The organism is Sinorhizobium sp. BJ1, from assembly GCF_002531555.1.
In the GTDB taxonomy this organism is placed as follows: domain Bacteria; phylum Pseudomonadota; class Alphaproteobacteria; order Rhizobiales; family Rhizobiaceae; genus Sinorhizobium; species Sinorhizobium fredii_B.
This window is the reverse complement of sequence record NZ_NWTH01000060.1, coordinates 1-17,564: the sequence shown is the minus strand read 5'-3', so window position 1 is coordinate 17,564 and position 17,564 is coordinate 1. Positions and strand designations below refer to the sequence as shown.

Genomic DNA, 17,564 nt, shown 5'->3' with positions numbered 1-17,564 from the left:
CACCGTTTTCCGCTCATCGGCTATCAGGGCGGCCTGCGCCTCATGACGACCATCCTCGACACGATCTTCGACAGGCTCGATCGCGAAACCATGCAGACAGCCGTCACGGATTATTCCTACGACCTCACGCGCTAAGAGCGGCGGTCGGCCCAACGCCGGCCGTCTCCTGATGAAATCTGGAGATCAGCGAATGTCCTCGCTCAACGTCAAAATCCAAGATGTCTTCAATGAGCCTGCCTGTGAGAGAAACCGCAGCAAGGCTTCCAACGTGCGCAATAAGGGCTGTTCGAAACCGCTGACCCCCGGTGCGGCAGCCGGAGGCTGCGCTTTCGACGGCGCCAAGATAGTGCTGCAGCCGATCACCGACATTGCGCATCTGGTTCACGCACCACTCGCCTGTGAAGGCAATTCCTGGGACAACCGAGGTACGGCGTCGTCCGGTCCCACGTTGTGGCGCACCAGCTTCACGACCGATCTCACCGAACAAGACATCGTGACGGGGAACAGCGAGCGGAAGCTCTTCAAAGCGATCCGCCAGATTAAAGAAGCGTATGCGCCGCCGGCAATCTTTGTCTATGCGACGTGTGTGACCGCACTCATCGGCGACGACATCGAAGCGGTCTGCAAGCGCGCTGAGGAAACGTGCGGCTTACCGGTGGTGCCGATCAATGCGCCGGGCTTCGTCGGTTCGAAGAACCTCGGCAACAAGCTGGCTGGCGAGGCGTTGCTCGACCATGTCATCGGCACGGTGGAGCCAGATGATGCCGGCCCTTACGACATCAATATCCTTGGAGAGTTCAACCTGTCAGGTGAGTTCTGGTTTGTAAAGCCACTCTTGGACAGGCTTGGCATCCGTGTTCGCGCCTGCATTCCCGGTGACGCCCGTTACCTGGACATTGCATCCGCTCATCGCGCTCGGGCAGCCATGTTGGTGTGCTCTACGGCATTGATCAACCTCGCCCGCAAAATGGAGGAGCGCTGGGATATCCCGTTCTTCGAAGGATCCTTCTACGGCATCACCGCCACCTCGGAAGCACTCCGACAGATCGCTGAGCTGCTCGTAAAGAAGGGTACGGATCAAGAGATCCTCGACCGCACCGATACACTTATTGCAGAGGAAGAGGCGATTGCGTGGAAAAAGCTTGAGGAATACCGCCCACGGCTCGAAGGCAAGCGGGTGCTCATCAACACCGGCGGCGTGAAGTCCTGGTCGCTTGTTCATGCGCTGATGGAGATCGGCATGGAGATCGTTGGCACCTCGGTCAAGAAATCGACGGTGGAAGACAAGGAGCGCATCAGGCAGGCACTCAAGGACGAGCACCAGATGTTCGAATCGATGGCGCCCCGAGAGCTGTACGCGCTGCTCTCAGAACACAAGGCCGACATCATGCTGTCGGGCGGGCGCACGCAATTCATTGCGCTGAAGGCCAAGATGCCCTGGGTTGATATCAACCAAGAACGTCACCGCCCCTATGCGGGCTATGACGGCATGGTGGAACTCGTACGCCAGATCGACCTTGCTATTCACAATCCGGTCTGGTCGCAGGTGAGGGAGCCGGCACCTTGGGAAGACCGTCTGGCCACTAAGGAACAACTGCCGAGCACGCGTAGGAACACCGACACTACGCGTGTCGCGCCCTCAAAATCTCGCCAGCACGATGCCGGTGACTTCGTTGAGTGTTGAGGAAATCAAATGGTCCACATCCATCGCCAAACTAAATCAGCGACGGTCAATCCGCTCAAGTCGTCCCAACCGCTGGGTGCCGCGTTAGCCTTTCTCGGGGTGGATGGTGCGATACCGCTGTTCCACGGCAGCCAAGGCTGCACTAGCTTCGCGCTGGTGCTATGCGTACGCCATTTCAAGGAAACGATCCCGCTGCAGACCACGGCGATGGACGAATTGGCAACAGTCTTGGGCGGGGCAGCCCATCTGGAAGAGGCGATCCTCAACTTGAAAAAGCGGGCGCATCCGCGGCTGATCGGGATCTGCACGACGGCACTTGTGGAAACCCGTTCTGAAGATTTCGCAAGCCAAATCGCGAACATCAAAAGGGTGCGTGCGGAGGAACTTGCAGGCACGGAGATCGTTCTGGCAAACACGCCGGATTTCGATGGCGGCCTCGAGGAGGGCTGGGCCAGGGCCGTCGCCGCTATGATCCAACGGATAACACTGCCGGGCCAGCAGGCGCCGCGCTCGAAAAAGGCAACACTTATCGAGAGAATTAAAGGACCTAGCAAGCAGCCGTGGAAGCGGAAGAAGGTTGCGATCCTGCCCGGATGGCACCTCACGGTCGCTGACATCGAGCAGCTGCGCGAGATGGTGGAAAGTTTCGGGCTGAAGCCGGTGATCATGCCGGACGTCTCCGGCTCCCTCGACGGTACGGTGCCCGATCGCTGGATGCCCAACACGTATGGAGGTACCAGCATTGAGGATATCCAGCAGTTGGGTACGGCGGTGCAGTGCATTGCCATCGGAGAACATATGCGGCGCCCGGCTGAGCTACTGCAGAAGTTGACGGGTGTGCCTTACGTATTAGTCCAGTCGCTAACGGGATTGAAGAACGTCGACCGGTTTGTCTCGCTTCTTTCCGAGATTTCCGGCGTGCCGGCGCCGGCGAAAATCCACCGTCGCCGCTCACAGCTGCAGGACGCGCTGCTCGACGGACACTTCCATTTCGCCGGCAAGAAGATCGCAATCGCCACCGAGCCGGACCAGCTGTACCAATTCGCCACCTTCTTCACTGGACTTGGCGCCGAGATCATCTCGGCCGTTACGACTACCGGTGAGTCAGAAATTCTCGAGAAAGTCCCGGCCGAATCGATCCAGATCGGTGATCTCGGCGATTTCGAAGATCTGGCGGGCGGCGCCGATCTTCTCGTTACCCATTCGCACGGACGCCAGGCAGCAGAGCGCCTCGGCATCCCTCTCCTGCGCGTAGGCTTCCCGGTATTTGACCGCCTCGGGAGCCAGCACAAACTCACAGTTCTCTATCGGGGCACGCGCGACCTGATCTTCGAGGCAGCCAACATCATTCAGGCCAACCAGCATGCGCCGTCGCCTGAGAGCATCGATGCACTGCGAAAGCGGAGAAATGCCGGATGAACTCCGTTCGTCGCCTCTCGCTCGTCGCTGACGAGATCCACCCGCGGCACTCCGGCGCATTGCGCATCGCCATCGCGACGCAGGACATGAAAGCCCTTAATGCGCACTTCGGGTCGGCCAAGCACTTTGCAGTCTACGACGTGTCGCGCGACGGCTGGGATTTCGTGGAAGCCGTGAGCTTTGATGACGTCTCCGACGAGTCCGGGAAGCATCGGATCGAGGGCGATGACCGCATCACCCCAAAGGTGAACGCGTTGAGAGGCTGTCATCTCCTCTTTTGCCTGGCTATCGGCGGCCCCTCCGCAGCCAAGGTCGTCTCGGCGAAAATTCATCCGATAAAAGTGGGGCACCCCGAACCCATTCAAGAAGTACTTTCGCGAACCCAGAAAATGCTCAGGACGGCTCCTCCGCCGTGGTTGCGCAAGGTGCTGGCGCAAGCAGGCGTCGCCGGGAAGAAACCATTCGAGGACGAGGACTAAGCCATGAAAAAAATGTCGGTCACTGCGGGCACGCCTGTTGTCAACGAGGATGAGGCGGCTCTTGCCACCCCTTTCGTCAAATGCCTCGTGCGGCTGATCCGCGCTCAGGATACCTATGGATCACAGGACGGCGCATCGGACGCGGAGTTGTTGGCCCGCTTCATCGTCAACGAGCAGCAGCGCCGTGAAATCCCGATCATCGGCGATCCCGATGCGGACGTGATGTGGAGGTTCAATATCTTTTACACCGCCGTCGGGCTTTCAATCGAAGCGCGCACCCGTTTAGTGGCGTCGCCAATTACGATGATTAGCCATGAGGGCTTTGGGCGAGTGCTTCTAACAACCGGGCGGCTGGTCGTATTTTCGAAAACAGTGCGCGACGTCCACCGATTCGGCTTCGCGACACTTCGGAAGCTCGCGGAGGCCGGTGCAAAACTAGTGGACGATGCGATCGCCGCCATAGAAGCCTATCCCGAAGTGGCGCGGGCCTGACGGTCGATCCCGCAATGATGAATCGCCGGCCCCTCATCCCCTCGGGGGCCGACGTGGGCAGCGGGGCTGATCTCTCCATCTCTCCCGGTCCCGCTGCCGTCACTGCCCTGGAACCCGCGCTGCGATGCTCCACCGGTGATAAGAAGACCGCTCCGGATAAGCTGGACAACAACCATTGCGGCTGGAGGCGGACGGGGCCGCTTTTGGCGGATGACGTCATAGTCGGATCTTGGAAACTAGTCGACGTTTTTGCGGATGGCCGCTGCGAAGAGAGCGCTTGCGTTCGAGAACTGATGAGACCGGTTCTACTGTCAAAGGCGCTAAAGGGATGCAGAGAGATCTGACCGCTATCTCTGGCACGACCTGCGTCGATTGCGGCTGCAACTGATATATGGTTTCCCTGCCGGCTAAATGATAAGATGCGTGCAACGAGAAATGGCAGCCGCGCAGCTCTCAATCGCCGCATGCAGATGCGCAGGCTATTCGGAGCAGGTTGTGACCGAACAGGCAGATAGAACGCCATTGCTGATTGAATTGCGACAACCGATGCCTATGGCCGGCGCTTGCCGAGACCGCGCAGAGTGGTCCCGTTGAGAAAGACGGGGCCGGTGACCACCCTGCGAGCCCCAGCGCAACGCGCGAACTCTGCTTTGTCTCCGGACCAAAGGACTCGCTTGCATGTCGCCCCCCAGGGCGCCTTTGGGCGACGAAAGACCTGGAGCACATCGCATGAGTTCAATGGTGGCAAATTCTCCTTCCGGCGGCTTCGATCGGCGTCGCCGCAGGTTTTTTTGTCTCTGTTGAAGTTGGTCCAGTAGAGCTCTTCTGTATGCGCTTCCGATGGTCTCGCAAAATTTGCGGCGAGAAAGCCGGCCGGCAACAGAAGTCCCCGGGGCTGTGGGGCGTTAACGCAGATCATGCAGAATTTGCCCAACGGACCGCCGCAAGGCTCGCGGCAATTGACCTCCTTCACTCCGGTGACGCAAGTGTCTCGAAGTGAAACGGGCCACGTACGCCGGCAGAAAAACGCTCGGCCGCATTGAGAGCGATCTCCAACCTTTCGCGAGGCGGAGCATCTGAGGATGCGAAGAGCGCACCCAGCGCCACCTGCTCCCCGCATCCACAGGCGCCGAAGCCGTCGACCGACTCTGCGACCTGGTAGTCCGACTCGATCTTGAAGAGGCGTCCGACATAGCCCACAAGGAAGGTGCCACCGCGCTCGCCTTCGTTGTGGCACTGCGCGTAGCCGCCAGCCTTTAAGCACTGGCGGAGCGCGTCGACGAACTCCGTCACCATGAAAGCGTAGACATCCTGTTCCGGGTGCCTCTTTGGCGGCTGGAAGGAGTGCGCCAACAACTGGCCCATTCTGAATGAACTTGTAAATCCGAAGATGAAGTCTCGGTTACGGAAGACTTTGCGATCGGCACGGACGGTAAGCGAGAGGCCGGCCACACCAGCGCTATCGCCCCCGATGTGAACTGACCCGTTATTGATCAGACCGACGATACACGTCATTCCTTGCTGCTCCTCATTTGGGCTCCATTCCAGCCTGTAGATCTCGGTTGTCGGGAAGCGGCCCCTGCCGCTTGCCTGCTCGGGATTACCAGCAATTGCTGCCAACCTCCGGATAGTGAAAGCTTGCTTCGACCATCTATCGGTTGCCGGGCACATTTGCCCGGCGCGGCGCGCTCGCCTGATTCGCCGATAAATCCGCTCAAGACGATCGCAGTCGCCACGGGAAGACGCGGTGCTGTCGCGTTCGCGACACGGCGGTGTTCGACGACCCGCTGCTGCCTAAGTGACTATATAAGACTCGCAACTGGACTTCTAAGGCTCTTCTCGGCCAGTCGGCATTAAGTGGCAAATGGGGCGTGACTGACGTTGGGCCGCTGGGACACAGTCCTCTCCCCTTTACCGATAGGCGTCGGCGCCTCTAGCTCGGCAGCCCCGGCCCAGCGACACAGGCTTGTTTATCCAATCCCTTCTTTGCCTCTGTCCAAATTTCAGACGTGCGCAGCAACAAATTTCCTTTTCAAGCAGCCAACTGGCACGAGTCTTGAAGGCATTCCATTGAGAGGCGACGATAGCTGCCGATCGGCAGGGTACCAAAGAAGGAAAGCAACATGGCAGGTCTACGTCAGATCCTGTGCGGATCCCGAAGTGGCGCGGCTGATGATCGACCATGCGACAACGAACCGCCGGCCTTGCCGTTCCCCACGGTGGCCGACGTCAGGCAGCGGGACCACTCCTCCCCCGGTCCCGCTGCCGCGACCGTTCCAAATGTTGAGGCTCGAAAATGCCTCGACAAGTTATTGCAATGGGCAACCGGTGATCAGCATACTGCCCTCGGCAAGCTGGACAACAAGATTGGCGCCGCAGGCGGACGGGACCGGTTTCGACGGATGACGTAACGTCGGATCTTGGAAGACATTACGGGGTTTTCGGGTGACCGCTTCGGAGGAGAGCTAAGGATGGCAAGTCATTTTCTTACCCGCGACGGCTCCACATGGATGCCGGAATATCTGACGGCGATCGATGGCATGACGTGCATTGGTTGCGGCCGCTGCTTTAAGGTCTGCTCGCGCGAGGTCATGCACCTTCACGGCATCGACGAATCGGGTGAGATCCTCGGCGTCTGCGATGGCGAGGACGACGACTTCGATGGAGAGCTCAGTCGTACGATCATGGTTGTCGACCACGCCGGCCGATGTATCGGCTGCGGAGCCTGTGCCCGCGTCTGCCCGAAAAACTGCCAGACCCATGTTGCTGTCGACAAGATTGTTGCTTGACCTGACGAACGAACCCAGAGAACGCCTGCAGACAATGAAGGCTTCATGTGCATCCAGGCGAGTACCTTCCCGCCGACCCTCTTTGGCCGCTGTAAGTCGCCCCTGCCGGGCGCTCGCGATCCATGCAATTGCCGTTTAAACGACAGTCCCCACCGCCTTGCAGTCACGCTCACTGTCATCCCGTTGCTGGCCGATTCCAAGACTGGGATTCGAAGATCCTCTCTGAGTGCCCGCGCCGTCAATTGCCCTGATTCGGCGGCAGGAAATCGATGTCAATTCTGATCCCGAATTCGGCGGATGTGCTCTAGTACTACTGTGGCACGTAAACGCTTTGTTATCCCTGATGGCTTGATGCTGCGCGCTCTGATGAGGAGGAGCACATCATGACCGGGCGGGATGAGGAGTTGATGGCGTGGCTTCAGCCGTTTTTGGCGCAGCTGGGGCACAAGCGGCGGCGCCGGATGTCGGAAGCAACAACCAGCTGTTTCAGGATCGCGCGATGCTGCGGAGCAGCGAAACCTCCAAATTGATTTTCTGGATACCCGCCATGATCGGCGACTGCTTCCCGGCAACGCCTTCATCCAACCGCTTCGCGATCTCGTCGAGCGGTTTCTGGAACCCTTCTTCCCAACGCTTTTGCGCAATTCTTGGATTGCTGTTCCATTCGTCGACATTCTTACCGCTGCCAGGATTGCATCGGCTGAACGTGCGATTCAGTTCCCCCTCGGCTTCTGTCAACGTGTAAGCCTGGACCAAGAAGCAAGCTATTGAAAATTCTGGATATGTTCCAGAATGGCCCGCTTATTCGCCTGCCGATCTTGGAGAGTAAACGGCGCAAGGTTCTATTCTTTGGATGGACAAAACCGTGCTGCCATTCCGATGGGGGCGCGTTCATACGACTGGCGGCAATGCTGAGACTCGGCAATGCACTATTAAGTAGTGAACCGCTATGCCGGTCGAGATCGATTGGGTGGCTTTGGCCCTAGCTTCGCCCACACAAAGACAGACGCAAGGAACCGATTTTGACTTGAAAACGTGCACCTTGTGCACTATTAATATGATGCAGGAGTGATTGATGCCGTTAATTGCGAGATTGGGAAATGTGAAGCTTCACATATATGCAGACGATCACAATCCTCCCCATTTTCATGTATCGACTCCGGACCATGATGCCCTGATCCAGATTTCCGACCTGAGTGTTCTTCAGGGGCAAATTACAAAACGGAATCTTGATACGGTGGTCAGTTGGGCATCGGTCGAGAGCAATAGGAAGGTATTAGAAAATGAATGGGCACGGCTCAATGAACGATGAAATCATCTCCGTCGGGTCTCCCCTTCCTCGGATCGCAAGGGCTGAGCCGCTTGAGAAGAAGCTTGTTCGCATCACTTGGAATTCAGGCAAGGTTCAAGTGGTGGATTTGGCACCGGCTTTACTGAGCAGACGAGTTTTCATTCCGCTTCGCGAAGATAACAAGCTTTTTCGCACAATGCGTGTCGATGAATATGGAACGGCTATTGAATGGGATGGGGGTCTCGATTTCTCCGCTCTTTGGTTGAGCAAGCTGCCCTCTATTGAATTCGACAACCAAGCATTTCGCGACGCAATGGAGGATTTAGGTATGACCCTGGAGGGTATGGCAGCGGCATTGGAAATCTCACGCCGCCAAGTGGCGGAGTACCGAAAGAACAAGCCGATTCCGAAGTCGATCGCGTATGCAACTCGATATCTTGTCAACGTGAAACACAAGGACGAGGCAGATCAACTGGCGATGGCCGGTTGAGTAATGGGTAAAGCCCGTCGCCAGGCACACCTTCACACCGCTCGGAACCGAACCATCGCCGCTCCAGCACATCAAGAATGCGGGGCAAGTCTTCGGTGTCGATGTCGCTCTCGACCCGGAGACGACGGCCGCCGCCAAGCGACGTCCGCGTCGAGCAGGTACACAGTGAACGCCTCAAGCCGCGGTCTCGGTTAGGGCATAGACATTGCTCGGCTTCACACCGAGAATGGCGGCGGCCTTGGACGGAGACAGGACTCCTTCGGTCAGCATCCGGCGAGACAGCTCCAGAACCCGATAACCGAGTCGATGCCGGCGCACGACATAATAGCTTGGCCCACGATCGTTCTCCTTTACACGACCCGCCTTACGGTTCTGTAGCCACTGCTGGCGGTAAGAAGCTCGTAACGACCGCCCACATTCGTGGCTGATCAAACCCTCGCAGAAGAGCCGCAATTCTCGCTATGCGGCTGATCACCTCGGCTTGCGGTGCGTCTCTCAAGTCGTATTGCTGCGCGAGTTCCGCCGGCGGCAGCAGCACGCGTCCGGCAACGTCGTTGCAAAAAATCTCGGCCGGTGTTCCGGCCGTCGATCCGCTCACACCGGTTTGACCAAAAGCGTAAAGGACCAGGCGGTGTCGCTTCCTGACGCAACGGTCATTATCGATGCAAGGCGAAGATGAGCAACGTCGATCGGCTGGTCTGGCTCACCCAGACCCTCGAGCGCCTTGTAAGGGCTGACCGAGCAGCGAAATCGACGCGCTCATGCCGTGGATTTGCGCCAACTGAACACTCAGCTTGCCGCTTACAGCTAAGGCACGACAAGTTGCCGCCAGCCGGTTAATTGGATAATTCCTATTTGTGCTGTACTTTGACAAGTAACTAACCCAATTTTCGACAGGATCTAAAGGCGCATGGACGAAAACGCGGTTTCACGCTACACTTTTTACTAAATTGTACCGGGGGAGGGCCGCGATGCGACGAATAGTCTTTGCCATCTTCGTCGCACTTACCGCGTTCGACGCGAACCTTGCATACGCATCGTCCGTCAGAGTCGCCGCTATTCACTTCAGGCCTGAGCTTGGAAACGTAGCCGGAAACCGCACGCGGCTCCTCGCGCTCAACGAACATGCCGCAAAAATGGGCGCCAAGATCATCGTGAATACCGAGATGGCCACGTCAGGGTATGCCATCTTCAGCAGAGCGGACATGTCGAGGGTCGCCGAAGAGATCCCCGGCCCGACTACGAGTGCGCTGGGCGACATCGCAAAACGCTACGGTGTCTATATCGCAGCTGGCATGCCAGAATTTGATCCACTTACGGAGCAATTCTTTAACTCAGCCGCATTCATTGGGCCAGACGGTAAAGTCATAGGGACATACCGAAAGCGAAATAACCTGATCGAAGCTTCATACAACGCAGTTGCCACCGGACCTGTGCCCGTCTACGAGACCCCTTATGGTCGCGTGGCGATCGTGATTTGTGCTGACTTGTTCTATCCACATCTGGCGCGGCTTGCAGCAGTTGCCGGCGCCGACATTCTACTTGCACCGGCCAACACCGGCGTGGAGATGGCGTTTCTTCAGCAACGCGCCAAAGAGAACGACATCTCTATAGTCGTCGCAAATCGATATGGGACGGAAATCAAAGGCAATGAGGTCGATGTCTTCACCGAGGACTCATTCAGCATTCCGTCGCCTTTTGCCTATGATTTCTCGCACGGAAGTCGGAGCGCGATTGTGGAGAAAAACGGTGTGCCCGTCGGGGGATGGACTGATGCTGCCGACCACATACTACTGGGTAACCTCTCAATAGGAGCGCAGGGGACTTTTCCGGTCGTACGGCGCCCTGACCTCTATTCTGTGCTGAACCAGGACACTCTTGAGGAATACACGTTCAGGCAACTTGGATTGCCGAAGCCAACGATTGCGGCCCTCGTGGCTGCCGATCCCGGCAAGTCGATCGCGGAGCCAGATAAGCTTGTTCCACTATTGGATTCCGCGCTGGCTGCAGCGAAAAACGAGCACCTTTCGTTGGGCCTAGTCGTATTTCCTCTTGGGATCCTTCCCGATGCCGATCCAAGATCGCTGGACGCTCTATCCGTACTAGCCAAGAGTTACAGCGTAGATCTAGTCGTATCCTTCGGAAATGATCCTTTAGGAAACCGACCGATGAGTATTCTCTTCGCGGTGGATGCTGGTAAAGTTAGCCTTCATCGCTATGTACGCACACATCGGCTTCCCAACGAGCGCTTCCAAGTCGGAGAGCACTTTCTTGTCGTCGATCGACCTTATGGCCGATTGTCCATTCTGCAAGGGCCAGATTTGCTGGCGCCGGAAACCTCGATGGTCATGGAAAAACTCGGTGTCGATACCATTGCCGTTGCCGCAGATACGTCAGACCCATCTTCGGATACTCTCTGGCGCACGAGAGCGGCCGACTACGTGAATATTGTCGTGGCAAATCGATCCGGTGACGAGGGTGTCTTCCTCGGAGGCTATCCACCTGCTCCGAGCGAGATTGTTGCCGAGGGCATGGCGCTTATTCGATCCGACAGCGCACTGGTGCGCTCGAAGAAAGAGCCGCGGCATGTTGATGTTTCACCCTTGCTTGTCCAGTGTACTTCGGCCCGGTGCTGAGAAAGCAACGACGTCGAACCTGTTTTTGCAACCCAAACTGAAGCTGCGCTGATACTATCTAAGAAGAGCTTTTCTGCCGCGGGACAAGCCGATGACTTTTGATGCGTCGATGTTTGCCAACTTCGTAGCAGTCTCCAGTCCCGTGCATGAAAGGGTCTCGCCGTCCTATACGGGAATCCACGCCCTCTTTGACATAATTGTTGTTGGTTCAGGGATCGGAGGAGGTGTATTAGCCGATGATCTCGCCGACCGCGCAGGGGATAAGAAGCGGATTCTCGTTCTTGAGGCGGGGTCATATCTATACCCCACACACGTTTACAATTGCTCGCGAATGCCGAACAGTACCGTTGCCCAGAGGTTTGGCACCAGTTCGTTTTGGCAATCCGGTGCGGAGGGCACGCAGTATTACATCCACGAGCGGCCACAGATGAATCTTGGCGGTCGTTCGATATTTTGGTCCGGCCTGATTCCGACAATTCAGGATTGGGAACTGGAATTCTTTCCAGCGCGAGTTCGACACGATCTGAAGAGTGGAATGCTGGAGCAAGCCGGTGCGGCATTGAATCAGTCAATCACCTTAGGCGAAACCGCGCGAAAAATTGTTGGTAAGCTACGTGCCAGCGCGCTTGCTGAGGATTTCAACATTGCCGAAACGCCTAGAGCTCTGCATCAGCCTTATTTGCGTCCGAACGGCACACCGGCTGCCGAACTTACCGCCCAATCGACGGGTGTCTTCAACACAGCAGAGTTGCTCATCAATCAAATCGGCTTATCGTCGAACGAAAATCCGGGCGGCGATGGCTCGGGTTTGCGCTTGCTTTTGAACCACTATGTCGAAGACATCAAGCGCTTGGACGAAAACAGACTTGAGGTCCTCGCACGCAACACATTGACAGGGGCGCCCCGCTATTTTCAGGCGGCTACAGTTGTGCTTGCCTGCGGAGCAATTGAAAGTCCAAAGCTGCTGGCGCGCAGCACGATCGGGCGAGAATTACCGGCCGAAGTGCGTTCGCTCGTCGGGCTCGGATTGACGGATCATCCCACGACAAACGAAATTCTAACGACAGCGACACACATTGGGGATGTGGCAATTCCGAAAGACACCACAGCCAAGATAATCCTCTACTCCAGGGGGAAACGCGACGCTGGAGGGCAAATCCTATACCCGTTTAATGTCGAGATGAATGTCAATCACGAATACTGGCATCTCCGCGAGAATGATCCTGCGAGTCCCGCAGTACCCATCGCAACGACGGGTGCATCCATCATCGATATCAAATTCAGCTTTGGAAACTGCATTGATCCTATGAACGAGATCCGAAATTGCCCGCCGTTCGGGTATGTGCCTGAGATCGTATTCCGCAACCAAAGCTGGACCGACTACCTCGTTGCGTCGCGGCTCCCAGCCCTGGCAGGCTGGCACAAGTCGGATAAGGAAGTTTTCGCCGTACTTAACGAGGTCACGCATAAAATCTTCAATCAGTTCCAGCGCAACGGTGTCGCTTGTGAGCCCGTCGAAAATAGATGGTACGGCGAAGGGGGTAAGGGCTTCGGCTATGGCACTGTTCACCACGTTGTCGGAACACTGCGCATGCCCTACAAACAGTGGTTTGGAGGACCGGTGTTGACCGAGAGCGTCGTCGACGAAGATTTGCGCGTGAGAACTGTCGATAACCTTTTTGTGTGTGACATGTCTGTGATGCCGTTTGCTTCGGCCGCGAATCCGGTTCGTACGCTGGCCGCACTTGCTCTGCGCCTCTCAAATCGTCTTGGATGACGACAAGTATGCTCCGATCGAGATCGGCCCAAGGTCGATGCGAGCGAAGCCGAACTTGGCGATCAGAGAACCGACCTCGGCCTTAGATCTCTCAGGAACACGTCGATGACGTGCTCGATTTCCCATCGTGGACGCCCGGCACGGCCGGCATTTATGATCTGCAGTATAAACCGATCTTACGGGCCGGGAGCATTCCAGAACCGCCAGAGGAGGTCATTCAGCACCCGCCGATCATCGATGGGAACGTCTCGCGGCTTATTGCGCAACCGAGACGACAGGATTTGACCATTCATGGTCCGTGAGTTCGTAGCGGCGACGACTCATCGAGATGGCTCTACCATTTCCGAGAATCACGCAAGTCGATAATCACCAAGAATTTTTATAAGTTTACCGCCCAAGGGCCCTTTGGAATTCCTGCATTGCAATCAGTATAATTACATTATTCGAGCCTAATTTTTAATGTTTCTATAGATGTTGCAAACATCTATTGCGGTTTGTAAGGTCGCATCCAGAATAAATATTATCATACATCTGAATTCGAGTAACTGCGAATTTAGACGTTTGTTCTCTTTGCGCTATGGAGGTGCATGCCTTTGCATACCAATGAAACGAGACGAGGAAGAGGATCTTGCGCCATCACGCCCCGTGGCACTAGTTCCGAAATAACGAGCGAGGCGACATGCTAATCTATCTCATTTATGGGCCCACCTGCAGCGGCAAGACAGACTTGGGAATCCAAATTGCACGAGAGACCGGCTGGCCTGTCATCGCCCTGGATCGAGTTCAATGCTGCCCCCAGATTGCTACCGGCAGCGGGCGTCCTTTAGAGTCGGAGCTGCAATCCACCCAGCGAATTTATCTAGATTCGCGCCCGCTCGCTGAAGGCGTGATCGAAACAGAGGCCGCTCATCTTCAGCTCATATCTGAAGTAGAGAACCGCAAAACTTCGCCTGGTCTCATCCTGGAAGGCGGTTCGATCTCCCTTTTGAACTGCATGGCCAATAGCTCCTATTGGAATGCCGGTTTTCGGTGGCACGTAAGTCGGCTGCGTCTTACCACTCCGGATGTTTTCCTGTCGCGAGCAAGGCGCCGAGTTACGGAAATGTTTGCCATCAGGGACGAGCGCCCATCCCTGCTGGAGGAATTGGCGGATCTCTGGAATCAGAACGCTGTCCGGCCGATATTGGAGGACATCGCCGGATATCGCTGCGCGATCCGGTTTGCCAAAGAACATAATATCGCAATCAGCGAGTTGTTACATCTCGACCCGTTGCGGCAGCAGGCGCTGATAGCGGCCATTGCCGACGAATATCTTGAATATGCGAGATGGCAGGAGCGTGATTTCCCTGACTGGCGAGAAGACGATCGCTCCTCTGGTGGCTTCACATTAGCGGCATGTGGAGAAGTTAAGTTAGTCAACCAAAGAGATGTGTGATGAACATTGCGATGGACGTACCTTCCGAAATGGTCATTTTGTGCAACGTGCATGGTGAGGCGATAGGCACGGCTCCAAAATCCGAGATCCATCATGCCCAAACGCCGTTGCACCTTGCCTTTTCCGTCTACATCTTCAATGCCGAAAACAAGCTGCTCGTCACGCGGCGGGCATTGGACAAGATCACATGGCCCGGCGTTCTCACTAACAGTTGCTGCGGACACCCGCGGCCGGGCGAACCCTTGACTGAAGCCGTCGAGCGCCGGGCCCGCGAAGAATTGGGGATAGATGTAGATGGCATTCGTCTTGTGCTACCCGAGTTTTCCTATTGCGCCACAATGGAAAATGGCATCACTGAACATGAGTTGTGCCCGGTGTTCACCGCCCGCTGCCAAACTTTAAGCGTAACACCGGATCTGAGCGAGGTGTCTGCTTGGAAATGGGTAGATTGGCAATGGTTTCTCGGAAGCGTACAGAACGGGCGTTTGACGGTGTCGCCATGGTGTCGCGCGCAAGTCGAACTGCTTGAAGCGTTGGGTGCTGATCCATCGCAATGGCCGACAGCGCATGACCTAAGGTTGCCAGAGGCCGCTAGAGTTAGTATTCAGGAGGTTGGCCCCACAGCTGCGCATCGCACTGGCGTGGGCACTTGACCCGGCCTTCGTCGCTCGGCAACTCGAAGGGATGTCACTCTGCCGGTTGGGAGAAAAGTTTGAGATATTGCGTCTGTTCCGGCTCAAACCCCGGCCGGCAACCATTCTATGTAAACGCTGCAAATCGCCTCGGCGAAGCTCTGGCCATGTCAAGGATCGGTTTGGTACACGGTGGCGCTTCGGTCAGTTTGATAGGGACGATCGCAGACGCGGTCCTAAGCAATGGCGCAGAGGTATCCGGCGCGCTCCTCTCGAGTAAGAGATTGCTCACACCGGTCTCGCTGCGGATTTCCATGCTCGAGCGTAAAGCGCTGATGGCGGCGCTTCCCGAAGGCTTTAGCCCGATGACAGGCGGGTTAGGAACGCTCGAAGAGCTGTTGCAAGTATGGACATGGGCTCAGCTTGGCTATCACAAAACGCCTTGTGGACTGCTCGACATAGCAGGCTTTTATCGCCGGCTGGCTACTTTTCTTGATCACGTCGTGCATGAGGCTTTCCTGACCCACAATGATCGCGACATACTGCTCGCCGAAGAGGACCTTGAGGCGCTCCTCCCTGGGATGACAGGTGGTAGGACCGTTCAAAAAACTAGCTGCAGAGCTGACGATTCTCCAGGTGTGTTCTACCACTCAGCAAGCACCGAGCTTCACTAATTCCAATCAATGTGGATTGCAGTGAACGACGTTGTCTTCAGAACGAAATCGTCTCCGCAACGCGACGCTGCCTCCACGAGACCATTGACGCCTCCGTTAAGCATGTAACGCGATCCGTCTGGCAATGAACGGCTATTCCCATGTTCTTTTGCATCTCTGGCGGGAGGCCGCCGGGTTGACGCGCGTTCCGCAAAGGATTTGTGAGATTTGTCTACACGTTAGGGTTGAGTCATGAGAAGGACCTCCGAAGAGGCCGCAGCTACCCGGAGACGGATTCTTAGCGCGGCCGAAGCTATTTTTATCGAAAAAGGATACGATGGCACTTCGTTGCATGAGATTGCCGCTGAAGCGGCTGTCACAACCGGTGCCGTCCAGTGGCATTTCGGACAAAAAATGTACATTCTGCTAGCGTTGCGCGATGAATTGTGCTGGCATGCAAGGAAATTGGACAAGCTCCTTGAAGCCGGAATGATTGAGAAGCCCCTCAAGGCAATAGCTGATTTCGCGGCATCAGCAATTAACTGTTCCGCCGACAACAACAACTGCAGGCGAATTTTGCGAATCTACCATAAGAAAGTTTCTGATACAGCCGCGTTTTATCATGAGGATCGCAGATTCCGACAGGAGGTGCGAGCTACGCTAGGGAACGTCTTCGCATACGCTGAGGCGATAAAACATTTACGTGCTCCCTGGACCTCCGATACTGCTGCAAATACCCTATGGTTTGCGCTGCGTGGGACTTTTAAGACTTGGTTGGAGGATGATTCGAAGTTTGATTTAAAGTCGGATGGCTTGCGTATCGTTCAAACGATACTCTCCTCATACGAATGCGCCGGTGTCGCCACACGTAAACTGAGTGCCGTTCGTTTGATAAAATGAGCCGATTTGGCATTCCGCGTCGCATCATTGTCTTGTTTCTTCCCGATTCTGCGGCAGCCGCACTGTCACCGTGGTCTCGCACAACACTATTGCGCCGGCCGCTCGCACTTTGCGTGAAAACCACTTGTCGAACTGGGCGCGAATGATCGTGTAACGGTTTGGCGTCGGCTCATTGAAGTCGTCCGACCGGTAGTGCATTCCGGTGTGTGACGTGTCGTCCATCAGCCAGAATCGCTGTTCGACCAGATGCCGCTCGAGAGGTGCATCATCGCGGAAATCCGGAATGATTGTCTCCAGCATGTTGGCGTACAGGATGGCGCCCTGGACGTTCTTGGAGCCCGGATACTCACCACGCTCCAGCTGCAACACCTTTAGACCGCGGCTTGCCATCGTGTAGGCGGCCGCGTTTCCAGCCATACCGGCACCGACGACGATGGCGTCGAACTTTTCCTCGGTCATAGGTCTTACCTCAGTTGACAAGTTTGAGACGGTTGGCCGGCGCCAGCCGTCTGATGAAAGCGTCCGTCAACGCCGGCAGAAAGCTGACCGCGTCGGCGACAACAGCGAGATGGGCGAAATCGAAGATGGGCGCGTTCGGATCGGTGTTGATGGCGACGATGAGGTCGGCGCCCTCGACGCCGACGCGGTGCTGGACCGCGCCGGATATGCCAGCCGCTATATAGAGTTTCGGGCGGATCGTTTTGCCGGTTTGGCCGATCTGCCGATCAGCCGCCATCCAGCCCTTTTGTACCAGCGGCCTGGAACAGCCGTAATCACCGCCGATCGTCCGCGCGAGGTCCTTGATCAGCCGCAGGTTCTCCGCAGCGCCGAGTCCGAGCCCGCCGGCAACCACCACGTCGGCATAGGCGAGATTGGCGTTCTCCGAC

At 56.5% G+C, this 17,564-nt stretch carries 15 protein-coding genes and 3 pseudogenes; 13 read left to right on the top strand and 5 right to left on the bottom strand.

The window, feature by feature from the left end; genetic code table 11:
* The first annotated feature begins 190 nt into the window (after nt 1–190).
* The 4 genes from nifE to CO676_RS32800 are packed head-to-tail and all read left to right on the top strand — an operon-like array spanning nt 191 to nt 4,074.
* Nucleotides 191–1,684, top strand: coding sequence for a nitrogenase iron-molybdenum cofactor biosynthesis protein NifE (gene nifE / locus CO676_RS32815; protein WP_097524143.1), 1,494 nt, complete (start codon nt 191–193; stop codon nt 1,682–1,684).
* 9 nt (nt 1,685–1,693) lie between these two features.
* Complete coding sequence (gene nifN / locus CO676_RS32810) at nt 1,694–3,103, top strand: nitrogenase iron-molybdenum cofactor biosynthesis protein NifN (protein WP_097524142.1); 1,410 nt, start codon at nt 1,694–1,696, stop codon at nt 3,101–3,103.
* On the top strand, nt 3,100–3,582 hold the full coding sequence (gene nifX, locus CO676_RS32805; RefSeq protein ID WP_097524141.1) for a nitrogen fixation protein NifX: 483 nt from the start codon (nt 3,100–3,102) through the stop codon (nt 3,580–3,582). The genes nifN and nifX overlap by 4 nt, the downstream gene beginning before the upstream one ends.
* Nucleotides 3,583–3,594: 12 nt before the next feature.
* Nucleotides 3,595–4,074, top strand: a complete 480-nt coding sequence (locus CO676_RS32800) for a NifX-associated nitrogen fixation protein (RefSeq protein WP_179875740.1) — start codon at nt 3,595–3,597, stop codon at nt 4,072–4,074.
* Nucleotides 4,075–5,043: 969 nt separating this feature from the next.
* Here CO676_RS32800 and CO676_RS32790 read toward each other — a convergent pair.
* Nucleotides 5,044–5,589, bottom strand: coding sequence for a hypothetical protein (locus CO676_RS32790; protein ID WP_026617485.1), 546 nt, complete (start codon nt 5,587–5,589; stop codon nt 5,044–5,046).
* Nucleotides 5,590–6,545: 956 nt separating this feature from the next.
* Here CO676_RS32790 and fdxB point away from each other — a divergent pair.
* Nucleotides 6,546–6,863 carry a ferredoxin III, nif-specific gene (gene fdxB / locus CO676_RS32785; RefSeq protein WP_026617486.1) on the top strand — a complete coding sequence of 106 codons (318 nt, stop codon included), beginning with the start codon at nt 6,546–6,548 and terminating at the stop codon, nt 6,861–6,863.
* 516 nt (nt 6,864–7,379) lie between these two features.
* Here fdxB and CO676_RS32775 read toward each other — a convergent pair.
* Nucleotides 7,380–7,607, bottom strand: a pseudogene (locus CO676_RS32775) (hypothetical protein); the annotation flags it as partial.
* A 331-nt stretch (nt 7,608–7,938) separates the two neighbouring features.
* On the opposite strand from CO676_RS32775, the gene CO676_RS32770 reads away from it, so the two are divergent.
* The 4 genes from CO676_RS32770 to CO676_RS32755 all read left to right on the top strand — a co-directional run bounded on the left by CO676_RS32770 (nt 7,939) and on the right by CO676_RS32755 (nt 13,057).
* Nucleotides 7,939–8,175 carry a DUF4160 domain-containing protein gene (locus CO676_RS32770; RefSeq protein WP_097524138.1) on the top strand — a complete coding sequence of 79 codons (237 nt, stop codon included), beginning with the start codon at nt 7,939–7,941 and terminating at the stop codon, nt 8,173–8,175.
* Nucleotides 8,165–8,644, top strand: coding sequence for a DUF2442 domain-containing protein (locus CO676_RS32765; protein ID WP_179875739.1), 480 nt, complete (start codon nt 8,165–8,167; stop codon nt 8,642–8,644). The genes CO676_RS32770 and CO676_RS32765 overlap by 11 nt, the downstream gene beginning before the upstream one ends.
* 971 nt (nt 8,645–9,615) lie before the next feature.
* The gene (locus tag CO676_RS32760; protein WP_097524136.1) at nt 9,616–11,280 is read left to right on the top strand and encodes a nitrilase-related carbon-nitrogen hydrolase; all 1,665 of its coding nucleotides are present in this window, start codon (nt 9,616–9,618) and stop codon (nt 11,278–11,280) included.
* Nucleotides 11,281–11,371: 91 nt separating this feature from the next.
* On the top strand, nt 11,372–13,057 hold the full coding sequence (locus CO676_RS32755; protein ID WP_097524135.1) for a GMC oxidoreductase: 1,686 nt from the start codon (nt 11,372–11,374) through the stop codon (nt 13,055–13,057).
* A 197-nt stretch (nt 13,058–13,254) separates the two neighbouring features.
* Here the strand turns inward: CO676_RS32755 and CO676_RS32750 are convergent.
* Nucleotides 13,255–13,381 (bottom strand): annotated as a pseudogene (locus CO676_RS32750) (IS5/IS1182 family transposase); the annotation flags it as partial.
* 355 nt (nt 13,382–13,736) lie between these two features.
* Here CO676_RS32750 and CO676_RS32745 point away from each other — a divergent pair.
* From CO676_RS32745 to CO676_RS36930, 4 genes are all read left to right on the top strand, one after another.
* Entirely contained in the window at nt 13,737–14,492 is a 756-nt protein-coding gene (locus CO676_RS32745) for an isopentenyl transferase family protein (protein WP_097524134.1), read from the top strand.
* Nucleotides 14,492–15,145, top strand: a complete 654-nt coding sequence (idi, locus tag CO676_RS32740; RefSeq protein WP_179875738.1) for an isopentenyl-diphosphate Delta-isomerase — start codon at nt 14,492–14,494, stop codon at nt 15,143–15,145. Before CO676_RS32745 ends, idi begins: the two co-directional genes overlap by 1 nt.
* A complete protein-coding gene (locus CO676_RS32735) occupies nt 15,142–15,798 on the top strand; it encodes a TIGR00730 family Rossman fold protein (RefSeq protein WP_348628088.1) in 657 nt (218 codons plus the stop codon). Before idi ends, CO676_RS32735 begins: the two co-directional genes overlap by 4 nt.
* Nucleotides 15,799–16,029: 231 nt before the next feature.
* Nucleotides 16,030–16,677 (top strand): TetR family transcriptional regulator, encoded by a 648-nt coding sequence (locus CO676_RS36930; RefSeq protein WP_097524132.1) that lies wholly within the window; start codon nt 16,030–16,032, stop codon nt 16,675–16,677.
* Between the two features lie 63 nt (nt 16,678–16,740).
* Here CO676_RS36930 and CO676_RS32725 read toward each other — a convergent pair.
* A pseudogene (locus CO676_RS32725) lies at nt 16,741–17,136 on the bottom strand (FAD-dependent oxidoreductase); the annotation flags it as partial.
* Between the two features lie 10 nt (nt 17,137–17,146).
* Nucleotides 17,147–17,564 (bottom strand): electron transfer flavoprotein subunit alpha/FixB family protein (locus CO676_RS32720; protein WP_144340239.1); only part of this gene is annotated, 418 nt, incomplete at its 5' end.